Origin of the sequence: Dyadobacter frigoris (genome assembly GCF_005280585.1) — a bacterium.
GTDB classification, from domain to species: Bacteria; Bacteroidota; Bacteroidia; order Cytophagales; family Spirosomataceae; genus Dyadobacter; species Dyadobacter frigoris.
In genome coordinates this window covers 129,651-152,351 of record NZ_SZVO01000010.1, presented here as the reverse complement: position 1 = coordinate 152,351, position 22,701 = coordinate 129,651, and the positions used below count along the sequence as shown (strand labels likewise).

At 38.5% G+C, this 22,701-nt stretch carries 20 protein-coding genes; 17 read left to right on the top strand and 3 right to left on the bottom strand.

The features are described from left to right. The first annotated feature begins 89 nt into the window (after positions 1-89). The 9 genes from FDK13_RS21145 (at position 90) to FDK13_RS21105 (ending at position 9,766) form a co-directional block, all read left to right on the top strand. On the top strand, positions 90-1,325 hold the full coding sequence (locus tag FDK13_RS21145) for an alkaline phosphatase family protein (RefSeq protein WP_137342009.1): 1,236 nt from the start codon (positions 90-92) through the stop codon (positions 1,323-1,325). 42 nt (positions 1,326-1,367) lie between these two features. After that, positions 1,368-1,931, top strand: coding sequence for a TetR/AcrR family transcriptional regulator (locus FDK13_RS21140; RefSeq protein ID WP_137342008.1), 564 nt, complete (start codon positions 1,368-1,370; stop codon positions 1,929-1,931). 164 nt (positions 1,932-2,095) lie between these two features. Next, the gene (fabF, locus tag FDK13_RS21135; RefSeq protein WP_137342007.1) at positions 2,096-3,358 is read left to right on the top strand and encodes a beta-ketoacyl-ACP synthase II; all 1,263 of its coding nucleotides are present in this window, start codon (positions 2,096-2,098) and stop codon (positions 3,356-3,358) included. Positions 3,359-3,507: 149 nt separating this feature from the next. Next, positions 3,508-4,089 carry a porin family protein gene (locus FDK13_RS21130; protein WP_137342006.1) on the top strand — a complete coding sequence of 194 codons (582 nt, stop codon included), beginning with the start codon at positions 3,508-3,510 and terminating at the stop codon, positions 4,087-4,089. Positions 4,090-4,584: 495 nt separating this feature from the next. Further along, positions 4,585-4,782, top strand: coding sequence for a hypothetical protein (locus tag FDK13_RS21125; protein WP_137342005.1), 198 nt, complete (start codon positions 4,585-4,587; stop codon positions 4,780-4,782). Between the two features lie 90 nt (positions 4,783-4,872). Continuing rightward, positions 4,873-5,988 (top strand): redoxin domain-containing protein, encoded by a 1,116-nt coding sequence (locus tag FDK13_RS21120; RefSeq protein ID WP_137342004.1) that lies wholly within the window; start codon positions 4,873-4,875, stop codon positions 5,986-5,988. 149 nt (positions 5,989-6,137) lie between these two features. Next, positions 6,138-6,500, top strand: coding sequence for a BlaI/MecI/CopY family transcriptional regulator (locus FDK13_RS21115; protein WP_137342003.1), 363 nt, complete (start codon positions 6,138-6,140; stop codon positions 6,498-6,500). A gap of 32 nt (positions 6,501-6,532) precedes the next feature. Beyond that, entirely contained in the window at positions 6,533-8,461 is a 1,929-nt protein-coding gene (locus FDK13_RS21110) for a M56 family metallopeptidase (RefSeq protein ID WP_137342002.1), read from the top strand. Between the two features lie 171 nt (positions 8,462-8,632). Further along, complete coding sequence (locus FDK13_RS21105; RefSeq protein ID WP_137342001.1) at positions 8,633-9,766, top strand: glycoside hydrolase family 5 protein; 1,134 nt, start codon at positions 8,633-8,635, stop codon at positions 9,764-9,766. Between the two features lie 65 nt (positions 9,767-9,831). Here the strand turns inward: FDK13_RS21105 and FDK13_RS21100 are convergent, their stop codons facing one another. Continuing rightward, the gene (locus FDK13_RS21100; protein WP_137342000.1) at positions 9,832-10,215 is read right to left on the bottom strand and encodes a nuclear transport factor 2 family protein; all 384 of its coding nucleotides are present in this window, start codon (positions 10,213-10,215) and stop codon (positions 9,832-9,834) included. Between the two features lie 230 nt (positions 10,216-10,445). After that, positions 10,446-11,915, bottom strand: a complete 1,470-nt coding sequence (pdxR, locus tag FDK13_RS21095) for a MocR-like pyridoxine biosynthesis transcription factor PdxR (protein ID WP_137341999.1) — start codon at positions 11,913-11,915, stop codon at positions 10,446-10,448. A gap of 77 nt (positions 11,916-11,992) precedes the next feature. Between pdxR and FDK13_RS21090 the strand changes: the two genes are divergently transcribed. From FDK13_RS21090 to FDK13_RS21070, 5 genes are all read left to right on the top strand, one after another. Beyond that, on the top strand, positions 11,993-12,622 hold the full coding sequence (locus FDK13_RS21090) for a pyridoxamine 5'-phosphate oxidase family protein (RefSeq protein ID WP_137341998.1): 630 nt from the start codon (positions 11,993-11,995) through the stop codon (positions 12,620-12,622). Positions 12,623-12,797: 175 nt separating this feature from the next. Beyond that, a complete protein-coding gene (locus FDK13_RS21085; RefSeq protein WP_137341997.1) occupies positions 12,798-13,382 on the top strand; it encodes a DUF4202 domain-containing protein in 585 nt (194 codons plus the stop codon). 42 nt (positions 13,383-13,424) lie between these two features. Continuing rightward, positions 13,425-15,773: a PAS domain-containing protein gene (locus tag FDK13_RS21080; protein ID WP_137341996.1), complete on the top strand. Its 2,349-nt coding sequence runs from the start codon at positions 13,425-13,427 to the stop codon at positions 15,771-15,773. 538 nt (positions 15,774-16,311) lie between these two features. After that, positions 16,312-16,674 carry a response regulator transcription factor gene (locus FDK13_RS21075; protein WP_229216147.1) on the top strand — a complete coding sequence of 121 codons (363 nt, stop codon included), beginning with the start codon at positions 16,312-16,314 and terminating at the stop codon, positions 16,672-16,674. Positions 16,675-16,694: 20 nt separating this feature from the next. Next, entirely contained in the window at positions 16,695-17,918 is a 1,224-nt protein-coding gene (locus FDK13_RS21070; RefSeq protein ID WP_285544266.1) for a sugar transferase, read from the top strand. Between the two features lie 46 nt (positions 17,919-17,964). Here FDK13_RS21070 and FDK13_RS21065 read toward each other — a convergent pair whose 3' ends face one another. Further along, positions 17,965-18,582 (bottom strand): acyltransferase, encoded by a 618-nt coding sequence (locus FDK13_RS21065; RefSeq protein WP_137341994.1) that lies wholly within the window; start codon positions 18,580-18,582, stop codon positions 17,965-17,967. Between the two features lie 95 nt (positions 18,583-18,677). Here FDK13_RS21065 and FDK13_RS21060 point away from each other — a divergent pair, with 95 nt between their 5' ends. The 3 genes from FDK13_RS21060 to FDK13_RS21050 are packed head-to-tail and all read left to right on the top strand — an operon-like array spanning position 18,678 to position 22,701. Then, positions 18,678-19,349 carry a TolC family protein gene (locus FDK13_RS21060; protein ID WP_229216146.1) on the top strand — a complete coding sequence of 224 codons (672 nt, stop codon included), beginning with the start codon at positions 18,678-18,680 and terminating at the stop codon, positions 19,347-19,349. After that, complete coding sequence (locus FDK13_RS21055; RefSeq protein ID WP_137341992.1) at positions 19,346-21,526, top strand: exopolysaccharide transport family protein; 2,181 nt, start codon at positions 19,346-19,348, stop codon at positions 21,524-21,526. Before FDK13_RS21060 ends, FDK13_RS21055 begins: the two co-directional genes overlap by 4 nt. Next, a complete protein-coding gene (locus FDK13_RS21050; RefSeq protein ID WP_137341991.1) occupies positions 21,523-22,701 on the top strand; it encodes a glycosyltransferase in 1,179 nt (392 codons plus the stop codon). The genes FDK13_RS21055 and FDK13_RS21050 overlap by 4 nt, the downstream gene beginning before the upstream one ends.

The following is a 22,701-nucleotide window of genomic DNA, read 5'->3' as shown; positions in this document are numbered from 1 at the left end:
TTAATTGTATTTCATGCCGGGATTTTTTACGCTGTTATTTTATTGATTAATTTCGGCTGATGTCCTAAATTTAATCTTCAAAATCTAACATGAGGTCAATATACATTGGTGTTTTTTCGCTCCTAATAACTTTTCAAAATTTTTCAGTTTCCGCTCAATCCAAGGTAAAAAAAACGGTTTTTGTTATTGTTGACGGAATCTCGGCAGATGCGCTGGAAAGTATCCCGAGACCAAATCTTGATGCAATTTCAAAAGCCGGAGGTTACACACATGCGCATGTCGGCGGGGATAAAAACGCCTACTCGCAAACACCGACAATCTCCGCAGTAGGATATAACAGCTTGCTGACAGGTACCTGGGTCAATAAACATAATGTCTGGGATAATGATATTAAAGATCCGAATTATAATTACTGGACTATTTTCAGGTTTTTCAAAGAGCAGTTTCCGAACAAACGCAGCGCAGTTTTTTCTTCCTGGCTTGACAATAGAACAAAGCTTGTTGGTAATGGTTTGCCGCAAACTGATAAACTAAGAACTGATTTTACTTTTGACGGATTTGAGCTTGATACCATTCACTTTCCACATGACAAGCTAAAAGCGTATATGCATCAGATTGATGAAAAAGTAGTGGATGAGGCCGCAAAAACTATAAAAAACAATGCACCGGATTTGTCATGGGTTTATCTGGAATATACTGACGATATGGGCCACAGGTATGGCGACAGCAACCAGTTTCACGAAGCGATTAAAATGATGGATAACCAGATGGGACGTTTGTGGGAAGCAATAAAATATCGTGAGAAAAATTTCGGAGAAGATTGGCTGATCGTGATCACAACAGATCATGGCCGGGATCCTAAAACCGGAAAAGGACATGGGGGACAATCTGACCGTGAACGCAGCACCTGGATCGTTACCAATGCCAGTGATCTGAATTCTAATTTTAAATCGAATCCGGGTATTGTGGATATCATGCCAACCATTGCCCGTCATATGGATGTAAATTTTCCAAAAGAACAAGCTTTTGAAATCGATGGTGTTTCATTAACTGGAAAAATTTCTATTCTAAATCCGGCTGCCAAAAAGGAATCTGGTAAAATAAATGTCTCGTGGAAGTCCGCTGATAAAGATGGAACCGTAAAAATCTGGCTGACGACGACGAATCATTTTGAAAGGGGGGAAAGAGATCTCTATTTTTTGATGGATGAAATACCTGCTGCCAATGAAAAGGCTGATCTGGATATATCAAAAATGCCTTCGAAATTTTATAAAATCGTTTTGGAAGGAAAGTACAATACTGTGAACCGCTGGATTGTAGAATAAAATTTATTTAATTTTACCGAACAATCGGTAAAAGGAATAATTATGCCAGTCACAAAAGTTTTTCCGGAAGATGTAGACCGAAAGTTAACCGAAGTTTTCACGCGTTTCGGTTATGACGGTGCTTCTATGGAGTTGTTGTCGCAAGCTACGGGATTAAAAAAAGCCAGTCTTTATCACCGTTTCCCAGGTGGTAAAAGAGATATGGCTGCGCATGTTTTAAAAAATGTGGAGCAGTGGTTTTTAGATAATTTTCAGTTCGTAATTGAACAGGAAAATATCCCTGTTGAAGAGCGGCTTGAAAAAGCGTTATTGGCTATCAGTAGTTTATTTGAAGACGGAGCCAGAAATTGTTCGCTCAGAATGTTATCTGCCTGCTCGGAAACTCCATATTTTCAAGTATCCATCGCAAGTTGTTTTACGATAATAAGCAATGCATTTACAAAAGTTGCAATTGAAAATGGTATGACTGAAAGCGTTGCAACGGCAAAAGCAATGCAGGCTATTATCAATATTCAAGGCTCGCTCGTACTTTCAAGAGCTATGAATGATAACAATATTTTCAAGACCAGTATTGCATCTATCCCTCAGCTTCTGGGGTTACCTTAAAAGAAAAATATCAAATAATTTTTATTTTACCGATCGTTCGGTAAATTTGTTTTTTATTTTATCAGGAATATTTAAGAGGTATTAGTGCAAACAAATTTTAATTTCGCCTTTTGAAATTGTAAAACTAACCAGGAAGCTAATATTTTAATCAATCGAGGCCAAAAATGAAGATTAATAAAGAATTAAACCGGGTGGTAATTACGGGCCTTGGGGCTTTAACACCAATCGGAAACAACGTGGATGATTTTTGGAAATCATTAATAAACGGTGTTAGCGGTTCAGCGAATATTACGAAATTTGATACAACGCATTTTAAAACAAAATTTGCCTGTGAGCTTAAAGGCATTAATGCCCAGGATTTTTTTGAAAGAAATGAAGCCAGAAAATATGATCCTTTTACCCAATATGCATTAATAGCCGTTGAAGAAGCAGTTAAAAATGCAAATATCAATTTTGAAACACTGAACAGAAATCGTATTGGTGTGATCTGGGGAAGCGGTAATGGTGGTATTCAGACTTTTCAGGAACAGGTATCAGAATTTGCCAAAGGAAATGGAACGCCGCGTTTCAATCCTTATTTTATTCCAAAAATGATTGTGGATATTGCTTCCGGTGTCATTTCTATTAAATACGGCTTGCGAGGCCCGAATTTTACGACGGTTTCGGCATGTGCAAGTTCCAATACGGCCATTATTGACGCTTTCAATTATATCCGTTGGGGAAAAGCCGACATGATCATTACCGGAGGTTCGGAGGCACCGATTAATGAGACTTCGATCGGTGGATTTAATGCGTCAAAAGCTTTATCAACTTATAACGAAGATCCTGCGAAAGCTTCCCGCCCGTTTGATATAAACAGAGATGGTTTTGTTATGGGCGAAGGCGCAGGAGCACTGGTTTTGGAAAGCTACGAGCATGCGATTAAACGTAACGCGCCAATTCTTGGCGAAGTAGTTGGCGGAGGAATGGCTGCCGATGCGTATCACCTGACCGGTACTCATCCGGAAGGCGAGGGGGCCTATCTTGGAATTCTGGAAGCACTTGCGGAAGCGAATTTGCAGCCACATGAAATTGATTATCTTAACGTTCACGCTACTTCGACGCCGATGGGTGATGCAAGCGAATTAAAATCGGTTGAGAGAGTTTTTGGTTTTAATTCGGGGATGAACATTAGCGCAACCAAGTCTATGACAGGTCATTTGCTTGGAGGTGCCGGAGCTGTTGAAGCCATTGCCTGTATCATGGCGACAATCCATGATATCGTTCCGCCAACGATTAATACTGTTCAAATTGAACCAGAACTGGAAGGGAAATTCAATCTGACTTTGGGCGAGGCGCAGAAAAGAACGGTTAATTATGCGATGAGCAACACTTTTGGTTTTGGTGGACATATTGCCACAAGTGTTTTTAAGAAATTTGTAGAATAGATTATCCGGGAAACGGGATTGAACAATAAAAAATGGATGTAGGGATAAAGGATTTTTCCTTGACCTGCATCCATTTTTTGTGTTGGCATAATTTTTTTCTGGTGTAGTCACAAAACCATTATTTTTTACACTTTTTAATTAAAAACCACATGAAAAAATTATCGTTAACACTGATGATGCTTTGTGCTGTAAGTACATTTACCTTTGCGCAATCTTTTAGTTTCGGTCCGAAAGTCGGAGTCAATGTCAGCAATTACACAGGAGGAAATATTGAATCCGATGCGCTTGTAGGTTTCCATTTGGGTGGAATTTTGCAATTTGGGATAGGACAACATTTTGCTATTCAGCCAGAAGTACTTTTTTCAACACAAGGAGCAAAGCTTAATAATGGTAATCTGGATGGTGTAAAATATAAGACTAATTATGTCGGAGTTCCGGTGATGTTCAAGTTAAGAACTACCGGTGGATTTTATATTGAGGCTGGCCCGCAATTTTCATTCCGGACAAGCGAAGATATTCCTGACCAGACTTTTGACCACTTTGCAAAAAATCTTGATCTGGCAGCAGCAGCGGGTTTAGGTTATCAGTCGCCAATAGGACTTGGCATAGGTGCCCGTTATATAGCGGGTTTGTCCAAGGTTGGGGATTTTTCAGGTAATAATATTGATCCGAACTTTAAAAGCAGTGTAATCCAGGTTAGCTTATTTTGGGCAATTCCGGTGGTAAAATAAAATTTAGCAGTAAATATCAAGCATACAAAGTGGGCATATGGTCCACTTTTTTCGTTTTTAGACCACAAATTATCACCTGACCAGCGTGGAAAGGAGCGTATGGAAAAATAAAAAGCCTTGATAATATCAAGGCCTTTTTGCTCATTTTAACCCTCCTCTACACTTGTAAAATAAGTGTTGTAAAAGTAAAACAGGAAATCTAAAAAACAAAGAAAAATGTAGAATTAATATTACCAATATGTAATATTAATTGTATTTTTTGATTCAAATTATGAAAATACTTCGTAATTACTTCATTTGGTATAAAAATTTTTTTTCCTTCATATTGCTACACATTGAAGCCTTGCGTTAAATAAATTCTTAGAATTAATTTTAAAAACCAGAAAAATCTACCGTTACTGGTATGATATTTTTTCTTAAAACGCTAACAGCATAATGTTTAATCCTAAGTACATAAAAGACGATTAGGTAAAAAAGAGAGGCAGCGGCCAGTTAATGCAAATTGAAGAATATCAAACAGAAATAACAGAAGGTGGAAGTACTGGTTGGGGAATAAAAACCGCACCCAGGAAGTACAACGGAAAGGTTTGGTGTAACTGGATTAATAAAAATAACGCTCTCGTTACAGAACCTTTTTTAGAATCAGATCCGGAGCCGGTTAAATGGCCGGAAGAGACTTTGAAAGCCAGATAAAAAGTTAGAATTTTAATATAATTATAGCAGTAAATACTTTAATTTAAGGTGTTTACTGTTGTAATTGTATCTAACTAAAATTCTGGCTTTATGCGTATATACCTTCACGTTGCAGCATTCATTTTGTTGCTGTCAAATATTTCAGTGGCACAGGGGGCTAAAACACTGCCGATAGGTTCTTCTGCGCCTGATTTTCATTTAAAAGGTGTGGACGGAAAATTTTATTCTTTGAAAAGTTTTGACGCATCGCCTGTACTTGCGGTTGTGTTTTCGTGTAATCATTGCCCGACAGCTCAGGCTTACGAGGATAGGATAAAGGCTTTATCTTCTGATTTTAAGTCTCAGAAAGTAGCAGTGGTTGTCATTTCTTCCAATGATCCGAAAGCTATTAGACTGGACGAACTTGGTTACACGGATATGAGTGACACCTTTGATGAGATGAAATTAAGGGCAACGGATAAAGGTTATAATTTCCCCTATCTGTATGATGGGGACGATCAGGTGACGGCGTTGGCCTACGGACCGGTTGCGACGCCACATATTTTTATTTTTGATAAAGATCGTAAGCTCCAATACAACGGCAGAATCGATGATGTGGAGAAACCTACCGGAACGCCAAAAAGTAAAGATGCGTATAATGCAATTCTGGAATTGGTAAGTAATAAGCCGGTTAGCGTACCAACAACCAAAACTTTTGGATGTTCTATGAAGTGGATTACAAAAGAGCATGGTGTGCAGGACGAGGAAGCGGCCTGGACAAAGGAACCGGTAAGTATTGAAACTATTGATGAATCGGGATTAAAAGAACTTATTTCAAATAAAACCGACAAACTCAGGCTTATTAATGTGTGGGCTACCTGGTGCGGCCCCTGCGTAACGGAATTCCCTGATTTTATGCAGATGCAGCATATGTATCGTAACCGCGATTTTGAGTTTGTTTCAGTAAGTGCGGATAATCCTGACAAAAAGGAAAAGGCCTTGAAATTTCTTCAGGGAAAGCGGGCCTCAAACAAAAATTACATCTTTAATATTGAAGACAAATACAAATTAATTGAGTCAATAGATCCAAACTGGCAAGGGGCATTGCCTTATACCATTTTGGTGGAACCTGGCGGAAAAATTGTTTATGCAAAACAAGGGCCGATTGATGCCAAAAAGATGAAAAAGGCCATTGTTGAAAATAAATATATGGGCCGTTTTTATTGAAATAATCCGATTTGTTAATCACAATTGAAAGCCGCTATTAAAGCGGCTTTTTTTGTTTTTTGAAATAAATTTTAAAAAATAATACCTAAACATTTGTTCGTACGAAAAATTTCCTACCTTTGAATTGTGATAAGGAAATAACTGTTTTTATGGAGCCAACAAAATCGGAATTAGAAATATTGCAAGTGTTGTGGCAGCACGGACCGTCGACAGTCCGTTTTGTTAATGACAAATTAAATGAAGAGAAACGGTCTGTTCAATATTCTTCCACTTTGAAGCTTATGCAGATCATGGCTGAAAAGGGCATTGTAAAACGGGACGAAACCAGTATGAAACATATATATAGTCCGGCCGAGGAAGAAGACAAGACTAAAAAAGTATTGCTGAAAAAATTTGTGGATACGATGTACAAAGGCTCGGCAAGCAGCCTTGTCATGCAGCTTTTTGGTAACAAAAATTCTTCGCAGGAGGACTTACAGGAAATAAGGGATTTTCTGAAAAAATTGGATTAACTACTGAAATTCAAATTTTTAACTTATTAGCCATGAAATTTTTCGTTTTGGATTCCGGATTTATTTCAGTAATTATTCAGTCCATTTGCCGCACTTTGCTGCATTCTGTTTGGCAGGGATTAATTCTTGCGGTGGTTACAGGAATTATTTTAACGAGTACCAAAAAGTCAAAACCGGCGTTGCGCTACAATCTTTTGTCGCTGTCTCTTTTAGCATTTGTAGTAGCTGCCTTCTTTACATTTTATACGGCATTTGATCAGCAAAAGAAGGTTAAATCAGCTTCCTCTGTTATCACTTTTAGAACAGTCAAACCGTCGCAGCCTTTACTGGAAACATCATTTAATGCGCTTAGGAAAATAACAAATCTGGAAAATATTGAGCGATTTTCAGATCAGTTCCTGAAAGAAAACGCAACAATTTTGGTAGCAATCTGGCTATTGATTTTTAGTTTAAAATCACTGAAAGCGCTGGGAGGACTTTTATATATCAATCAACTCAAACGCAGGCAAAATGTAATTCCAAATCAGGTTTGGACGGCGTTGATAAAAGAATTGGCAGGCAAACTTAATATTCATACAAACATACAGTTGCTCGAATCTGAAAAGGTTTTGGTGCCAATGGTAGCAGGGATTTTAAAACCGGTGATTTTCGTTCCAGTCAGCTTTTTTACCCATCTGCCAGCTACACAGATCGAAGCTATTTTACTGCACGAACTTGCCCATATCAAACGCAGGGATTATGCGATAAATCTGATCCAGAATTTTTGCGAAAATGTATTCTTTTTCAACCCCGCCGTACTTTGGATTTCAGCTTTGATCAAGGAAGAAAGAGAACATTGCTGCGATGACCTGGCGATATCGGTCATGGAAAACAGGACTTCCTTTGTTGAGGCACTGGTGTCATTTCAGGAATATAAATTATCCGATCAGTCGCTTGCTATGGCATTTCCAGGAAAGCGAAATTTCCTGCTCGATAGAATAAAACGCATTATCTATAAACATAATAAACCGTTAAACGCCATGGAAAAAATATTTGTAACAGCCAGTTTAATTACTGCCACTTTGATGACTGCCGCGTTTTCGCCGGCCGTAAAAAAGGATCTTGAATTGCTTAAACCGAAGCTGGAAAGAGTTTTAGAAGTTAGCAGGCCCAAATCCACTTTACTTCCGGTTACAAAGGAAGATACTTTGCCTAAGAATCATCAGAGCCGTGTTCATATTGAATCGGGGAGCAGCTCGATTGAGACAACAAAAAATGACAAACGTTATCAAATCGAAAATGTCAACGGGAAAATTACTTCGCTCAAAATAGATGGACAGCAAATTTCGGAAGATAAGATTGCATCTCATAAAGGTGAAATTGATGAGATTATGCTGGACATAAAAAAGGCACACGAAGAGGCAGAAAAATCCAGAGCTCAGGCGGATGTGTTAAGAAAGGAAGCCGATGTACATAGAAAAGAGGCCGAAAAAATGAGAGAATCTGCTGATAAAATGCGCGCGGAGGCAGACAAGTCCCGTCTGTTAGCCGATGCAAGTAGAAAGCAGGCGGACGAAGCCAGAAAATCGGGTGAGGCAAACCGACTTGACGCTGATAAACAAAGAGCAGCTGCGGAAAAATTAAGAGAAGAAGCTGATGTTCTTCGTTTGAAAGCAGATGATAACAGAAAAGTTGCTGATGAAGCCAGAAAGCAGGCTGATGTTTTAAGAAAAGAAGCAGATAAGTCCAGAGTGGTTTATGAGAAAATGCAGAGCGGGCTTATTGAAGATTTGATAAAAGAAGGTGTGATAAAGAGCAAAACGGATCTTTCGTATAAACTGAACAGTGAAGAACTGGTTGTAAACGGAGTGAAACAGCCGACGGCACTACACCAGAAAATGAAGGCTAAATATGTAGAAGGCCCGGGCTGGGAAACGGTTTATAATTTCAATGGAAGGACCGGGTTGGTTATTACAAAATAGTAAAGTGGATTTTCAGTTTCATGTTATGGGAAATCCTGGAATTTGAACTGTAGAAAAAATTAATGCCTGTCAGATATTAATTCTGGCAGGCATTAATTTTTTAATATGTTCTGTGCAGTAAAATAAGTGACAATGCTGTTTTAAACAAACAACATCCTAAAACTTAACTTTATGTACAGAAGAACATTTATTAAAAATACCGGACTGATCACAGCACTTGGGATGGTAGCTCCCGAAGCGTTTGCCGAACCAAAAGCTAAAAATAAATTGCCAAAGTGGAAAGGATTTAATTTACTTGATTTTTTCTCTCCGGATCCTAAGCCAGACCGACGTCTTACGGTAGAAGAGCATTTCAAATGGATGCACGACTGGGGTTTTGATTTTGTGAGGCTGCCGATGGCTTATCCTTCTTATATTAAATTTGACAGAAGAAAAAATATTACACCGGCGGAGGTATATAACATTGACGAGCAAGCCGTTGAAAATATAGAAAAACTGGTTTTTCTGGCTCACAAATATAAAATGCATGTCAGCCTTAATCTGCACAGAGCACCTGGATATTGTGTTAATGCCGGTTTTCGTGAGCCTTATAATCTATGGACAGATCAGGAAGCGCTGGACGCTTTTTGTTTTCACTGGAATATGTGGGCCAAACGTTTCAAAAATACTTCTTCGAAACTGATCAGCTTTGATTTGTTAAACGAGCCTAGTTTGCGGGAGGATATGAACGATCAGCTTTCGAAAAGAAGTTCGGTTCCCGGTGTTATTTACCGGAAGGTAGCAATTGCCGCTTCGGAAGCTATCCGAAAAGAAAATCCTAAACATTTGATTATTGCAGACGGGAATGATGTGGGATCAAGTGTGATTCCTGAAATCACGGATCTGGATATTGGGCAGAGTTGTCGTGGTTACCATCCGGGCATTATTTCTCACTATAAAGCTCCCTGGGCTAACAAAGATCCGGAACACTTGCCTGATCCAAAATGGCCGGGGCAGGTTGGGAATCAATATTTGAGCCGTGAAATGCTGGAAAAATATTACAAACCGTGGATTGATCTGGTCAATCAGGGAGTGGGTGTGCACTGTGGTGAATGCGGGAGCTGGAACAAAACGCCACACGATGTATTTCTTGCCTGGTTTGGAGATGTGCTCGATATTTTATCGTCCAACGGAATTGGTTTTTCGCTTTGGGAATTTATAGGTGATTTTGGCGTACTGGATTCCAAACGGACAGATGTTGCTTATGAAGACTTTCATGGCCATAAGCTGGACAGAAAATTATTGAATCTGATGTTAAAATATTAACGGGTGTCGGCTATCAGCAATCGGCTTTCGGAAAATTTGAAGCGGATTGCTGATATTATGTAATATCAATAAAAGAATTGCTCTGATACAATCTGACCGTCTTTTACTTCGTAAAGCATAATCTGGTTGATCTGTATTCTTCCAAATTCTTCTGTGGTAATATCCACGTCTCTACCCACTGCAAAATGATTTCCGCTGACAACTGGTTCTGTCGTACGTGCTCCATGAAAATCCTGAATTTTTGCAATAAAATCTTCACCTTTTTTTCGAACAGCAGCTTTGCCTTCTGCATACCCGAAATAGGGCGAATTGGCAGGATCAATACTTTTTACATTATCAGAAAAAAAATTGTCCTGGATCTCAAACCACAGTTCCTGTTTCGCAAGTTCATTGAAACGAGCAGCAATTTCATGCGTTGTCAATGTTTTACCTGTTATTGATGTAGCCATTTTACTCCTGGTTTGTGATAATTGGGGAAGTTTTTTCATTGCATTTTGAAATTTCAAAGTTGACAGAAAGTCAATTCTTATTTGATTTCATTTTCAATGAATACAATACAAAATTAACGCGGAGATATTAATTTTTGCAGGTGTGAAATGGACTTTATTGGGGGGCATTCTGGCCATAATATTTTCTTCTACAATGCAAAAACGAATTGACTTTTTAACGGTGAGTTTTATTATGATAACAATTTTTTCATAATTCCAACGCACTGTTCAAGTTCTTCGGTTGTTGAGGAAGCAAAACCTAATCGGGTTGCATTACGAATTTCGGTCGGTGAATTATTTTCTGAACCATCCGAAAAAAACAGGTCATTTTTTAATGCTTTTTCTGATAAATCTTTGAGTTTAATCTTTTTGTCAAATTCTGTCCAAACGGCCATTCCGCCATCCGGCTTTTGAAAATGAAGGTAATTGTCTAATTCAGTTTTTAAAAGACCACAAAAATAATCTCTTCGATTACGGTACGTCCGTAATGATTTTCGTAGATGGCGCTGAATAACACCATTTTGTAAAAGCTCTGCCATTGCATTTTCCAACATCGTATCACCCTGGCGGTCAATGATTCTACGCAGCTGAGCCAGATAACTTATTACATTTTCAGACCCAACCAGATAACCAACCCGAAATGCAGGTGAAATTGCTTTGGTAAACGAGCCACAGTACAAAACCATTCCCGACCGGTCAGCACCTGCAAGCGGCAGCAAAGGTTTGCTTAAATAATGAAAGTCGTAATCGTAGTCATCTTCAAAAATAATAAAACCATATTTTTCCGAAAGATGTAGTAATTGTATCCGGCGATCGGCCCGGAGTGCCACCGTGGTAGGGTAGTGGTGATGAGAAGTTACATAAACCATCCGGATTGCTTGATTTTTACAGATTTTTTCCAGTGCTTCTACATCAATGCCAAATTCATCAACAGGAATTTTTACGACATTGGCTCCTGCCTGCAAGAAATTACCCGTAGCACTGGACCAGCTCAATTCTCCCAAAACAACGGAATCTCCCTTTTTGAGTAATCCCGTGCTTGCCAGATAAAGTCCCATCACCGTTCCGCGTGTGATCAGAATGTTTTCAGGAGAAGTTTTCAATCCTCTTGTTTCATTTAAATATGCCGACAATTCTTTTCGCAGCCAATAAGATCCGGCTGTGTCGCCATAGCCAAGTCTGACATACGGATTTCCGGTTAGCAATTGGGTGCGGTATGCCCTTGAGAGTTCTTCCAAAGGAGCAAGTCTTGGATCCGGGAATCCATCATCCAAATGTAATTTTATGTTATTTTTGATTACAGCTCTGTTCAAATGAGGTTTTTCTTCAAATGTAAAACCTGCCTTTTTACTTGAATTATTATTTCCCAAAGGCTCTGTTAATGAAGATTGTGGTTTAATTTCGGGAAAATGGGCGGCAATAAAAGTACCCGTTCCGATACGGCTTTCCAGCCAACCCTGGGCCAGCAATTCTTCATAAGCACGGACGACCGTTTTTCTGTGTACATTTAATGAGTCAGCCAATTGTCTGCTGCTTGGCAGCTGATAGCCCGTTTGTAAAAAACCTTTTCGAATTAATTCCATCAATTGATTGGCAATCTGTATGTAAACGGGCTGTTTGGAATTCTTATCCGGTGTTATTAATGAGGAAAATGGTTCCATGAGTGGACTACCTGTTTTGTTAGAATTGGATGATTACAGTAATCCAATAATCCGACAAATTTGTAAAAAAACAAAATATGTCAGCACCGAAATCTAAAATTATTCCGAGCCGGTCAGCAAAACGTGCTCATTTTGATCCTGAATCAATTTATCCGATTCTCGATGAAGCACTTTTCTGTACAATAAGTTATTCGGTAGATAATCAGCCGTTCTCCATTCCTACTTCTTTTGTGCGCCATGAAAACAAAATTTACATTCATGGATCGGTGGGAAGTCATTTTATAAGGGAAATTGAAAAAGGAATTCCAGTTTGTATAACAGTCATGCTCGTCGACGCGCTCGTGGTTGCAAAATCGGCATTTAGCCATTCTGTTAATTATAGGTCAGTAGTCATTTTTGCGCAAGCCGAAGTAATAGATGATATAGATCTGAAAACAGCCTCATTTGAATGGCTGACGAATAAGATTGTTCCGGGAAGCTGGGGATACCTGCGACCTGTAAAGGGGAATGAAGTAAAGAAAACAACGGCACTGGCATTTGCACTGGATGAGGCATCTGCCAAGATGAGATCAGGCATGCCAATCGACGAAGAAGAAGATCAGGATCTGCCGATTTGGTCTGGTCTTATTCCTTTAAAAACAAGCCGTCTAGAGCCAATAAGTGATAGTTCGAGCGAAAATATACTATTGCCGGAGCATTTGCTCTAACCAGAATAGGCAGGCCGCAAGCACTATTCTTTCACGTTCATCAAGATCCTCAAACGGATAATGGTGAACGTTTTATTTTGATTCAATACAAATGCTGTAATCCCTAAGGTTAAAATAGAAAAATTTTAAGTTTTTGTTCTTTCTTTGCTATCTTGTAGTATAGATACGACCCACCATGGACAAATTAGAACAAGCTTTCACCTTTTTTGACAATTATAATAAACAATCACCGGAGCATATAACCTGGAAAGGTGAAGAATTTCCCTCTGAATATTTTTACGCATTAAAGTTGTACGATTGGGTAAATAAACTTGAACCTGATGCACCGGAAGCATTATTGCTCGCTTCAAGAAGTCAGCATATCGGGCGTTGGGAAATAGCAAGAAAATCTTACCCGGATGGTCGCGTAGGTTATCTTAAATGGAGAAGTGATCTTGCGAAGTTTCACGCTCAGAAATCCTCCGAACTGTTATTGGAAGCGGGATTTGACGAGACAATAATCAATAGGGTAAAGCAAATTATACTAAAACAAAGAATAAAAGCAGATAACGATGTGCAAACAATCGAAAATGCACTTTGCCTTGTATTTCTTGAATTTCAGTTTGACGATCTGATTCAAAAGCTAAGTGAAGAGAAAATGATAGATATTTTGCAGAAAACCTGGGCCAAAATGAGCACTCCGGGACAGGACGCCGCCTTGGCCATGCAATATAGTGAAGAGGGGAGCACACTTTTAAAGAAAGCACTCAACGCCGGTTAACGCTAAAAAAATCAGGACGCACTTGGGCTTTTACTATAAAAAATGAAAACAAGCTTTAGCAATGAATCTTTGGAAATGGTTATTTCCGGCATTGACGCCGGGATATGGGATTGGGATTTAATCACAGGCCAACAAATTTGGTCCGATAGGATATATACAATTTTAGGATACGAGCCGGGTGAGTTTGAACCCGGCTATCAAATATTTTTGGATTTACTGGTTCATTCAGAGGATCGGGAAATCGTTGAAAAAGGTATTGATGAACAACTTAAAAATCATATTCCTTACAAGGTAGAAATTCGTTTAAAGACCAAAAAGGGAGAATATAGATATTTTCAATGTTCGGGCATTGCCAAATTTGAAAATGGGGAAGTAGTAAGAATGGCCGGTTCTATCCATGATATACAGGACCGCCGGTTTCTGGAAGAAAAGTTGTCGGAAAGCGAAACGAAAGATCAGAAACTCGCTGAGGAAAAGCTTCGGGTGATTTTCCAATATTCAACGGATGCACACTTACTTTTTGACGAAACCGGAATAGTAGATTGTAACGAGGCCGCAATTAAAATGCTTCGCTGTAAGGATAAATCTGATTTGTTGTCTTATCATCCCGCTATTTTTTCTCCGGAATTTCAGCCAGATGGCAGGCGGTCTGACGAGAAATCAAAGGAAATGGACAGGATCGCCTACGAAACCGGATATAATCAGTTTGAGTGGATTCACAGTAGAATTGATGGTGAAGAATTTCCCGTGGAAGTAACGCTTAATCCGGTAAGTATTGAGAACAAGCTTGTTTTGCTGGTTGTGTGGCATGATATCACGGAAAGAAAACTCGCAGAAGAATTAATAGTACGAAATGAAGCTATGCTAGCCGAATCCCAGGAGCTTACGCATAGTGGTAGCTGGGAGGCCGATTTACTAACAGGGAAAAATTACTGGTCAGCTGAAACGTTTAGGATTTTTGGGATGGAGCCGACCGATACCGCACCAAGGACGAGAGAATTTACAAAAAAAATACATCCTGGCGATCGGGATCTTTACCGGACCCAGATTCAGAAAGCCTTATTAGAAAAGATATCATCCAGTTTCGATTTACGAATTGTGTTACCGGAGGGGCAGGTAAAATATATTCATGCAATAGGAAAAGCGGCAACCGATAAATCGGGGAAAGTTATAAAACTCTACGGGGCGATTCTTGATATTGACGAGCACAAAAAAGCGGAAAGAGAACTTGTACAGGCAAAAGAACAGGCAGAATTGGCTGCAGTTGCGAAATCTCAGTTTTTGTCTACTATGAGCCATGAAATCAGGACGCCGATGAACGCGGTAATTGGATTTACACATTTGCTTTTGCAGCAAAATCCACGTCCTGAGCAAATGGAATATCTGAACATTCTCAAATTTTCGGCTGAAAATCTTTTGGTGTTAATTAATGATATTCTGGATTTCAGTAAAATCGAGGCCGGCAAGATCGAGTTTGAAGAAGTTGATTTTAATATTCATAACCTTGTCGAGAATATCCGGCTGGGCATGGTTCATAAAGCGAAAGAAAAGGGAATTCAGCTGAAATTAATGATTGACAGTGATCTAAATCGCGCTGTGATCGGTGATCCTGTGAGGATGGGACAAATTTTGACAAACCTTATAAGTAACGCTGTCAAATTTACAAATGACGGAAAAGTTGTTATTTCTGCGTCTCTGGCCAGGCAGGAAAAGAAACATATTATAATTGATTTTGAAATTTCAGATACAGGTATTGGAATAGCAGCCAATAAAATCAATAATATTTTTGAAAGTTTCACACAGGCAAGTTCGGATACGACCAGGAAATTCGGAGGATCGGGATTGGGGCTTACGATCACTAAAAGGCTTTTGGAATTGCAGGGAAGTAAAATTGAAGTGAGAAGTGAGATCGGAAAAGGGTCCGTATTTTATTTCAGTATGCGATTTAAGATTAGTTCAAAACAATTAATTGATCAAAGAAAAGCTGATCTGCCTGAAATTCAAAGTTTGAAGGGTACCAAAATACTGATCGCGGAAGACAATCAGATTAACGTGATTCTTGCCAAGCAATTTTTTAAACAGTGGGATGTGGAGTGTGATGTAGCAGAAAATGGGCTTTTGGCATACGAACTTGTACAAACCAACGATTACGACCTTGTCTTAATGGATCTTCAAATGCCCGAAATGGATGGATACGAAACAACAGCCAAAATCAGAATGCTGGAAGGAGCGAAATTTGCGAATTTACCAATTATTGCACTTACAGCTTCTGCAATGCTTGATATAAAAGATAAAGCATTTGATGTCGGTATGAATGATTATTTAAGCAAACCATTCAATCCTAACGAGTTGTATTCTAAAATTTCTTATTACAGACAATCGGCGAATTAAGTCATATTACTCATTAATTTCGGATACTTCTGTCGAAATACTTGTAATGGAATCACGGTTACAGATTCTACATAGTAATTTTTAATTTGCTGCTTCTGATATAATTTCAAAAAAAGTGAAATCCACCAGTAGAATTTCTTAACGAGGCCAGTTATACGTTTTTTTTGAAATGTGCTTTGTATCGTTCTAAATGCTATATTAGCGACATATATTAAATATTATCTGTCGGTTTTTGGTGGTTGTAGCTATTGTTCGTAATTTTACTAAGCAATTTTTCGACAAGAATATTATAGATTTTGTTACAAATTAGTTACGAAATAGGTTTATATTCGCTTAAAGCTAACCCCCGACACATTCAATACTTCCATATTTTGACAGAAGCACAGAATCAAGATAATTTTTTTATACCTGAACTGATAATTTCTCGACAGTTCAAAATTTTAGCTGTGCTAAGGACTATACACGCATTAATTAGAATTGACAGTTACGTATATCCTATTTTACTCAACATATGAACCCACGAAAAACTCTACTTATAATGGATGATGAACCTAGTATTTGTAAAATACTAGAGCATTTTCTAAAAAAAGATTTTAATGTATTTGTCAAGAGTGATGGCGCAGAGGGAATGCTTTGGCTTGAAGAAGGTAATGAAGTTGATTTGATTATCGCGGATTTGCAAATGCCGAACCTTAATGGCAAAGAGTTTTTAAAAATCGCAAGAGCCAGCAATTTGTACGCGGATATTCCGGTGATTATTTTATCGGGATCTGATGAAAGCAGCGAGCGCATTCAATGCCTGAATCTTGGGGCGGATGACTTTATGGTTAAACCGTTTAATCCGGTTGAAGTCCAGGCCAAGGTTAATGCAATTTTAAGACGAAGCAAAAGATATTCCTGATACTATAAATCCTATTTAGCATGATGGAGTGGACAAGCCAGTCTGAAGGACCTTCGGTTGATTCTAAAGTCCCGCCTTCTTCCCAATACCGTATTGCCTATTTGAGCAAAGATTTTGAACAATATCTTTGGTTCTCGGCCAACTATGGTAATTATTTGCAAATTGAATATTTTGAAGATAAAGATGATCTTCTAAAAGCATTGCAGGAATATTTTCCTGCGGATGCGATTCTGGCGCACGTTAAAAGTGGTGCCTGGGAGTTGCTTGACCAGGTTCGGAGTAGTCCCGGCTTTGGTAATATTCCTTTTGTTGTTCTGGTTGAGAATCTGAATCAGGCAGTGATCCGGAATGCCAGAGCAAAAAAGGCGGATGATATATTTGCTACCGATTTTAGTGAAGGCGACTTGCTAACACGGCTCCGTTATTTCGCGAAACGGCAGTGGTACGTTGCAAGTAAAGCTTCTAAAAAAGTGCAGGCAGAAGAGAATCAAACTCCGTTTTGGAAAAGAGCTATTGATGTAGTGTCCACAGGCGGTGCAGTGCTTCTGCTGTCTCCCATTTTTATTCTTGTTGCCATTCTTATCCGTCTTGATTCAAAAGGGCCTGTTTTCTACAAATCCAAAAGGGTAGGGAGTGGATACAAAATATTTGACCTGTACAAATTCAGAACGATGCGTACGGATGCAGACCAGATGATCAGAAAAATGGCTGCATTAAACATGTACAATGTCAAACCTGCAGAACAGGAAATAAAATCTGAAAATTCTAATTTTTGCGAAGAATGCAATAGCGGAGGCTTTTGTAATCATCGTTTATTTTTGGATGGGAAAGAAATATGTGAAAAAGTTTACCAAAGCCAAAAAGAGCAAAAAGCGGCATTCATGAAATTTCAGAATGATCCGCGAATTACAAGAATTGGTAATTTTCTTAGAAATACAAGTCTTGACGAATTGCCGCAGCTCATCAATATTCTCAAAGGAGATATGTCTCTCGTTGGTAATCGTCCGCTACCGCTTTATGAAGCAGAAAAATTAACTACCGACCACGCAATCCTGCGTTTTGCAGGCCCGGCAGGCCTTACCGGCCTATGGCAGGTAACCAAGCGCGGGAAAGGCAAATCGGATATGTCAGAAGAAGAAAGGACAGAGCTGGATATTACCTATGCCAAAAACTTTTCTTTCAAAATGGATTTAAAGATTATCCTGATGACTTTCCCTGCTTTGTTTCAGTCTGAAAACGTTTGATCTATCAGTTAATTAGTCAGTTACGAGCTTCATTATACTCACTATGTCAGATGGTTTTAATCCATTTATTTTGCGTCTCATCGAATCTTTTGATCACGCGGGAGGGATTTCCAACGGCGACAGAATACGGCGGAATATTTTTGGTTACCACGGCACCAGCCGCCACCACAGAATGTTTTCCAATCGTTACGCCGGCTGTAATTACCGTATTAGCACCTATCCAGCAATCGTCTTCAATGATAATTGGAGCTACACTTACTCCTTGCTGCTGAATCGGCTTTGTGATATCCTGGTAATTATGGTTAAGACCGCTGGCTACGATATTTTGGGCAAGAATAACATTATTACCAATCGTGACCGGGCCAATAATGACGTTGCCGAGCCCAATCAGAGAATTATTTCCTATATGAACATCACCAACGCCGTTATTAATGGTGCTGAAATCTTCAATCACAGAATTGTCTCCGATTGAAAAAGGATTGAACGGCACCACATCCATTCTCACGCGATTACGGATTATAACGCCTTTTCCTTTTTGATGATAAAACGGATTTAAAAATAATCTTACCCAGAGACGCGGACGAGCCTGATTTGTTGGGATTAATAGCCAGTGAATAAATTTTTTAAGCTTGGGATTACTTTTTATCTTTTCAGAAACAGACATAATGGAAGGTTTATTTGGGAACGTTGAGTTATAGATCACCTGACTAAAAGCAAAAGTAGTTTTTAATAATATATTTTTTTCAAAAATTAATGCAAATGAAATACGCAGTGTTTTTGTTTTTTTTCTTTTTAATAATTCAAAAGACGCATGCGCAGGAATCCTTGAGTAAGGATATTTCGTATGAATATCTGGACAAACTTATCGCTATTTGCAAATCGAATTATCCCAAAAATAAAATATTTGATACCCGTATTTCCATGGCGGAATATGGAATAAAAAAGGCAAAGTTGTCATACTTCGATATTTTTTCTGCCGGTTATTTGTATAGCCCCAATAGCAGTAAAGGAACGGCAGGAGCTGCCAGCTTTTTGGGTGGGTATCAATTAGGTTTTTTTGCAAACGTAGGGTCTCTTTTACAAAAGCCAAGTGTAATCAAACAGGCGAAGGGAGAGTTGGCCACTGCCGAGTTTGAAAAGTTAACAAATGATCTGAATGTTGAGGCAGAGGTTAAGAAGAGATATTTCACTTATGTACAAAAAAAATCGGTACTAAGGTTGCGAAACAGCGCTTTACTTGATATAGAAAGTATGCTTGTAAATGTAAAACATAGGTTTGAAAAAGGAGAGGAAACTCTCAAAAATTATAATGAGGTTCTAATTATGCTTTCCTCGCAATCACAAAATATAATTATTGCTGAAAGTGAAGTTTTAATAGCTAAAAGCAGTCTGGAAGAATTGTTAGGACAAAAACTGGAAGATATAAAATGAGTGAATTTTTACAATTTTTACGATTGCTCAAAAGAAATAGGATTACTCTTATTGTGGTTCCTCTTATTACCATTATCGTTTGCTATTTTTTGGTGAAAAAGCTTCCTGATACCTATGAATCAAAAGCTAAGATAGCAACAGGACTCGTTGATAAAACGGATCAGGTAATCACTAAGTCAAAGGAGGAACAAGATTCAGAGATAAGCAGGAAATTTGAAACCCTTATCCAAATGATGAGATCGAAGAAGACCCTTGACCAGGTCTCTTATCGCCTAATACTAAATGATTTAAAAAACGTGAAGGACTCAACCTGGCGAGAACCGGTTAAGGCAATTCAGAACATGACTAAGTCAGATAAGATCAAGGCTATCGCTTTGTTGACCCAAAAACATAAGGTGCGGGAAGAATTGTTTTTGTGGAATAATAGTGAGCGTAATCTTAGTGAACTAATCGAGGATATGGGCTATGATGCGAATAGACTAAGAGAAAAATTATTGATTTATAGAACCGGAACTGGTGATTACATCGATATTCAATATGAGGCAGAAAATCCTGATTTATCTGCTTATGTTATCAATACGCTTTGCCAGGAGTTCATCTCTTACAATTCGTCAAGAGTTGTAGATAACAATAAGAAGACTATTGATTTTTTGCACAGTTTTATGCAGCAAAAGCTTTCTGCTCTAAATCAGAAAATGAATACTTTGAGGAATTTTAAGATTCAAAACAGAGTATTGAACCTAAATGAACAAGCGAAAAGCATATATGGCCAAATGGCTGACTTCGAAACAAGACGAGAAATGGCTGAAAAAGATATCATTGCATATTCTGCTGCCATTAAAAATATAGATAACAGGTTTAATCCTGCTGACAGAAAATATTTTGAAAGTGCACTTACAGAAGTTAATCAGGGTATTGTTACCAGTAAAAGGCAGTTAAATGAATTAAATGAACAATATATTTTAAGCAACTTCAACCCTAAACTGAAAGGAAGTCTGGACTCTTTAAAAACCAAGCTTCTGGAGCAAATAGGCGAAGCTTCTGACAAATACGTCTATAACCCAATGGTTGTAAAAGAGGATTTAGTGACACAAAAGCTAAATATGGAAATGTCCTTGGAATTAGCCAGAAACAGTGTTTCTTCAATTCAAGGCGAACTGAATCGACTGAATAGAAAATTTGATGGATTGGTACCTAACGAGGCTACTATACAAGAATACGAAACTGGCATCGATATAGCAAGTAAAGAGTATATTGAGGCTTTGCAGCGGTATAATGAAGCGAGCCTCGAATTTAGTTTTCCGGTTTATCTTCGTCTGATAGAGCGGGCAATGCCGGGAGAAATTCAGGCTTCTAAAAAAATGGTACTTGTTATTTTGTCAGGTGTTATAAGCTTTGTGTTCTGCATTTTTGTATTTTTCATTTTGTATTATCTTGATAAATCAATCAGATATCCTCTTCAATTAGCCAATGCTACGCAGCATACGGTATTAGGATATCTCAATAGTCTTGACAATGACTCTGACCCGGGCATTTTTTTTACGAGTGCGACAGATGAGAAATCAATGAGGCTTTACAAGAATCTTATTAGGTCTATTAGGTATGAAATAGACAGCGAAACCGAAGATCCAAAAATTATTGCTATAACCAGTCTTTCCCCTGGTGTTGGTAAAACTTCATTTGCCGTGGCTCTTGCGTGGGCTTTTTCAAAGATCAACAAGACAGTTTTGATCATTGATGGCAACTTCAGCCAACCCGATATTTCGAAATTAAATAAAGGGTCAGACTTTTTTGAAGATTTTATTAAAGAGGATGTTATACCGAGTGCAACGTCCGGACAAATTAGTATTTTAGGCAATAAAGGTGGAGATATTTCTATTTTGGAATTGTCGGAGGACAAGGTTATTTCACAAAAGCTACAAACATTAAAAACCCATTTTGATGTTATCCTGATTGACACAGATTCTCTTACGGCTATGAATAAAGCAAAAGAATGGGTAACCTTTGCAGATGTGGTGGTAGCCGTTTTCGCGGCCGGGAAGACGATTTCACAGGGAGATGACTCTAAGATCCAATATTTAAACAGCTTAGAAAATAAATTCTCGGGTTGGATTCTAACGAATACTGAAAATATCCCGGAGCAGTCAGGTAAAATAAGCAAACTTGTAGAAGTATGAAAGTGATCGTCTTCGTTTGGGGAGCAATTCAGATCTTAATTGGGTATAACCTGATTTTTCCTGTATTGCTTTTGTTAATTTATCATTTAAGAAAATTTATAGACAAGGAAGCTGTAAAAGCCACTATTGCTGGTATTCCGGACTATGGAATCATCGTGACCGCATATGAGCAAACACAGCAGTTACCAGCCGTAGTTAACTCTCTGCTGAATTTAAATTATTCAGCTTACCATATTTATATTGTTGCAGACAAATGTGATATCAGCAAACTTAGTTTCGGGTCTGATAAGGTTTCGCTGTTTCGTCCGGAAAATGTATTAGGCAGTAATACCAGATCCCATTTTTACGCCATAAGTAATTTCATCCGGCCACACTCGCATTTAACAATTATTGATAGTGACAATTTGACAGATCCGGAATATTTGCGTGAATTGAATAGGTATTTTAGTCAAGGTTTTCAGGCAGTGCAAGGCTTAAGGGATGCAAAAAATCTTGACAGTACTTATGCATGTCTGGATGCAGCAAGAGATATATACTATCATTTTTACGATGGAAAAGTCTTGTTTGGAGCTGGCTCCTCGGCCACACTTTCAGGTTCGGGAATGGCATTTACGACATCTCTTTATCGAGAATGCCTGGAGCATTTGGATGTTACCGGAGCAGGATTTGACAAAGTTCTCCAGGAAGGTATAGTGAAACGCAATTATCGGATTGCGTTTAGCGAGTCAGCCGTTGTGTATGATCAGAAAACAACTGGCGCCGACCAGCTTGTAAATCAAAGAGCCCGATGGATTAATACTTGGTTCAAATATTTTTCTTATGGTTTCGGGCTTTTTTTTAACGGTATGAAAACTTTCAGTTTAAATCAGGTGCTTTTTGGGCTTGTATTGTTAAGACCACCGCTGTTTATTTTCTTATTGCTTTCCGTCTTATTTCTATTTGTGAACCTGTTTTTGAACCTATTTATCTCCTTGTTATGGTTTTTGGCTTTAGCCGTATTTGTAATCGGGTTTTATATTTCTTTATGGCGCTCCAAAACTGATCCGAGAATTTATCGATCTCTTGTTAACATTCCAAAATTCATTTTTTTTCAAATACTAGCGCTTTTAAAGGCTGGAAAGGCTAATCAGATTTCAGTGGCAACGCAGCATGGAAGTTCAGAAAAGAAATTATAA

What these genes read in the sequence shown, in the direction of transcription:
- FDK13_RS21145 (WP_137342009.1), top strand. Translation starts at nt 90, where the DNA reads ATGAGGTCAATATACATTGGTGTTTTTTCGCTCCTAATAACTTTTCAA.
- FDK13_RS21140 (WP_137342008.1), top strand. Translation starts at nt 1,368, where the DNA reads ATGCCAGTCACAAAAGTTTTTCCGGAAGATGTAGACCGAAAGTTAACC.
- fabF (WP_137342007.1), top strand. Translation starts at nt 2,096, where the DNA reads ATGAAGATTAATAAAGAATTAAACCGGGTGGTAATTACGGGCCTTGGG.
- FDK13_RS21130 (WP_137342006.1), top strand. Translation starts at nt 3,508, where the DNA reads ATGAAAAAATTATCGTTAACACTGATGATGCTTTGTGCTGTAAGTACA.
- FDK13_RS21125 (WP_137342005.1), top strand. Translation starts at nt 4,585, where the DNA reads ATGCAAATTGAAGAATATCAAACAGAAATAACAGAAGGTGGAAGTACT.
- FDK13_RS21120 (WP_137342004.1), top strand. Translation starts at nt 4,873, where the DNA reads ATGCGTATATACCTTCACGTTGCAGCATTCATTTTGTTGCTGTCAAAT.
- FDK13_RS21115 (WP_137342003.1), top strand. Translation starts at nt 6,138, where the DNA reads ATGGAGCCAACAAAATCGGAATTAGAAATATTGCAAGTGTTGTGGCAG.
- FDK13_RS21110 (WP_137342002.1), top strand. Translation starts at nt 6,533, where the DNA reads ATGAAATTTTTCGTTTTGGATTCCGGATTTATTTCAGTAATTATTCAG.
- FDK13_RS21105 (WP_137342001.1), top strand. Translation starts at nt 8,633, where the DNA reads ATGTACAGAAGAACATTTATTAAAAATACCGGACTGATCACAGCACTT.
- FDK13_RS21100 (WP_137342000.1), bottom strand. Translation starts at nt 10,215, where the DNA reads ATGGCTACATCAATAACAGGTAAAACATTGACAACGCATGAAATTGCT.
- pdxR (WP_137341999.1), bottom strand. Translation starts at nt 11,915, where the DNA reads ATGGAACCATTTTCCTCATTAATAACACCGGATAAGAATTCCAAACAG.
- FDK13_RS21090 (WP_137341998.1), top strand. Translation starts at nt 11,993, where the DNA reads ATGTCAGCACCGAAATCTAAAATTATTCCGAGCCGGTCAGCAAAACGT.
- FDK13_RS21085 (WP_137341997.1), top strand. Translation starts at nt 12,798, where the DNA reads ATGGACAAATTAGAACAAGCTTTCACCTTTTTTGACAATTATAATAAA.
- FDK13_RS21080 (WP_137341996.1), top strand. Translation starts at nt 13,425, where the DNA reads ATGAAAACAAGCTTTAGCAATGAATCTTTGGAAATGGTTATTTCCGGC.
- FDK13_RS21075 (WP_229216147.1), top strand. Translation starts at nt 16,312, where the DNA reads ATGGATGATGAACCTAGTATTTGTAAAATACTAGAGCATTTTCTAAAA.
- FDK13_RS21070 (WP_285544266.1), top strand. Translation starts at nt 16,695, where the DNA reads ATGATGGAGTGGACAAGCCAGTCTGAAGGACCTTCGGTTGATTCTAAA.
- FDK13_RS21065 (WP_137341994.1), bottom strand. Translation starts at nt 18,582, where the DNA reads ATGTCTGTTTCTGAAAAGATAAAAAGTAATCCCAAGCTTAAAAAATTT.
- FDK13_RS21060 (WP_229216146.1), top strand. Translation starts at nt 18,678, where the DNA reads ATGAAATACGCAGTGTTTTTGTTTTTTTTCTTTTTAATAATTCAAAAG.
- FDK13_RS21055 (WP_137341992.1), top strand. Translation starts at nt 19,346, where the DNA reads ATGAGTGAATTTTTACAATTTTTACGATTGCTCAAAAGAAATAGGATT.
- FDK13_RS21050 (WP_137341991.1), top strand. Translation starts at nt 21,523, where the DNA reads ATGAAAGTGATCGTCTTCGTTTGGGGAGCAATTCAGATCTTAATTGGG.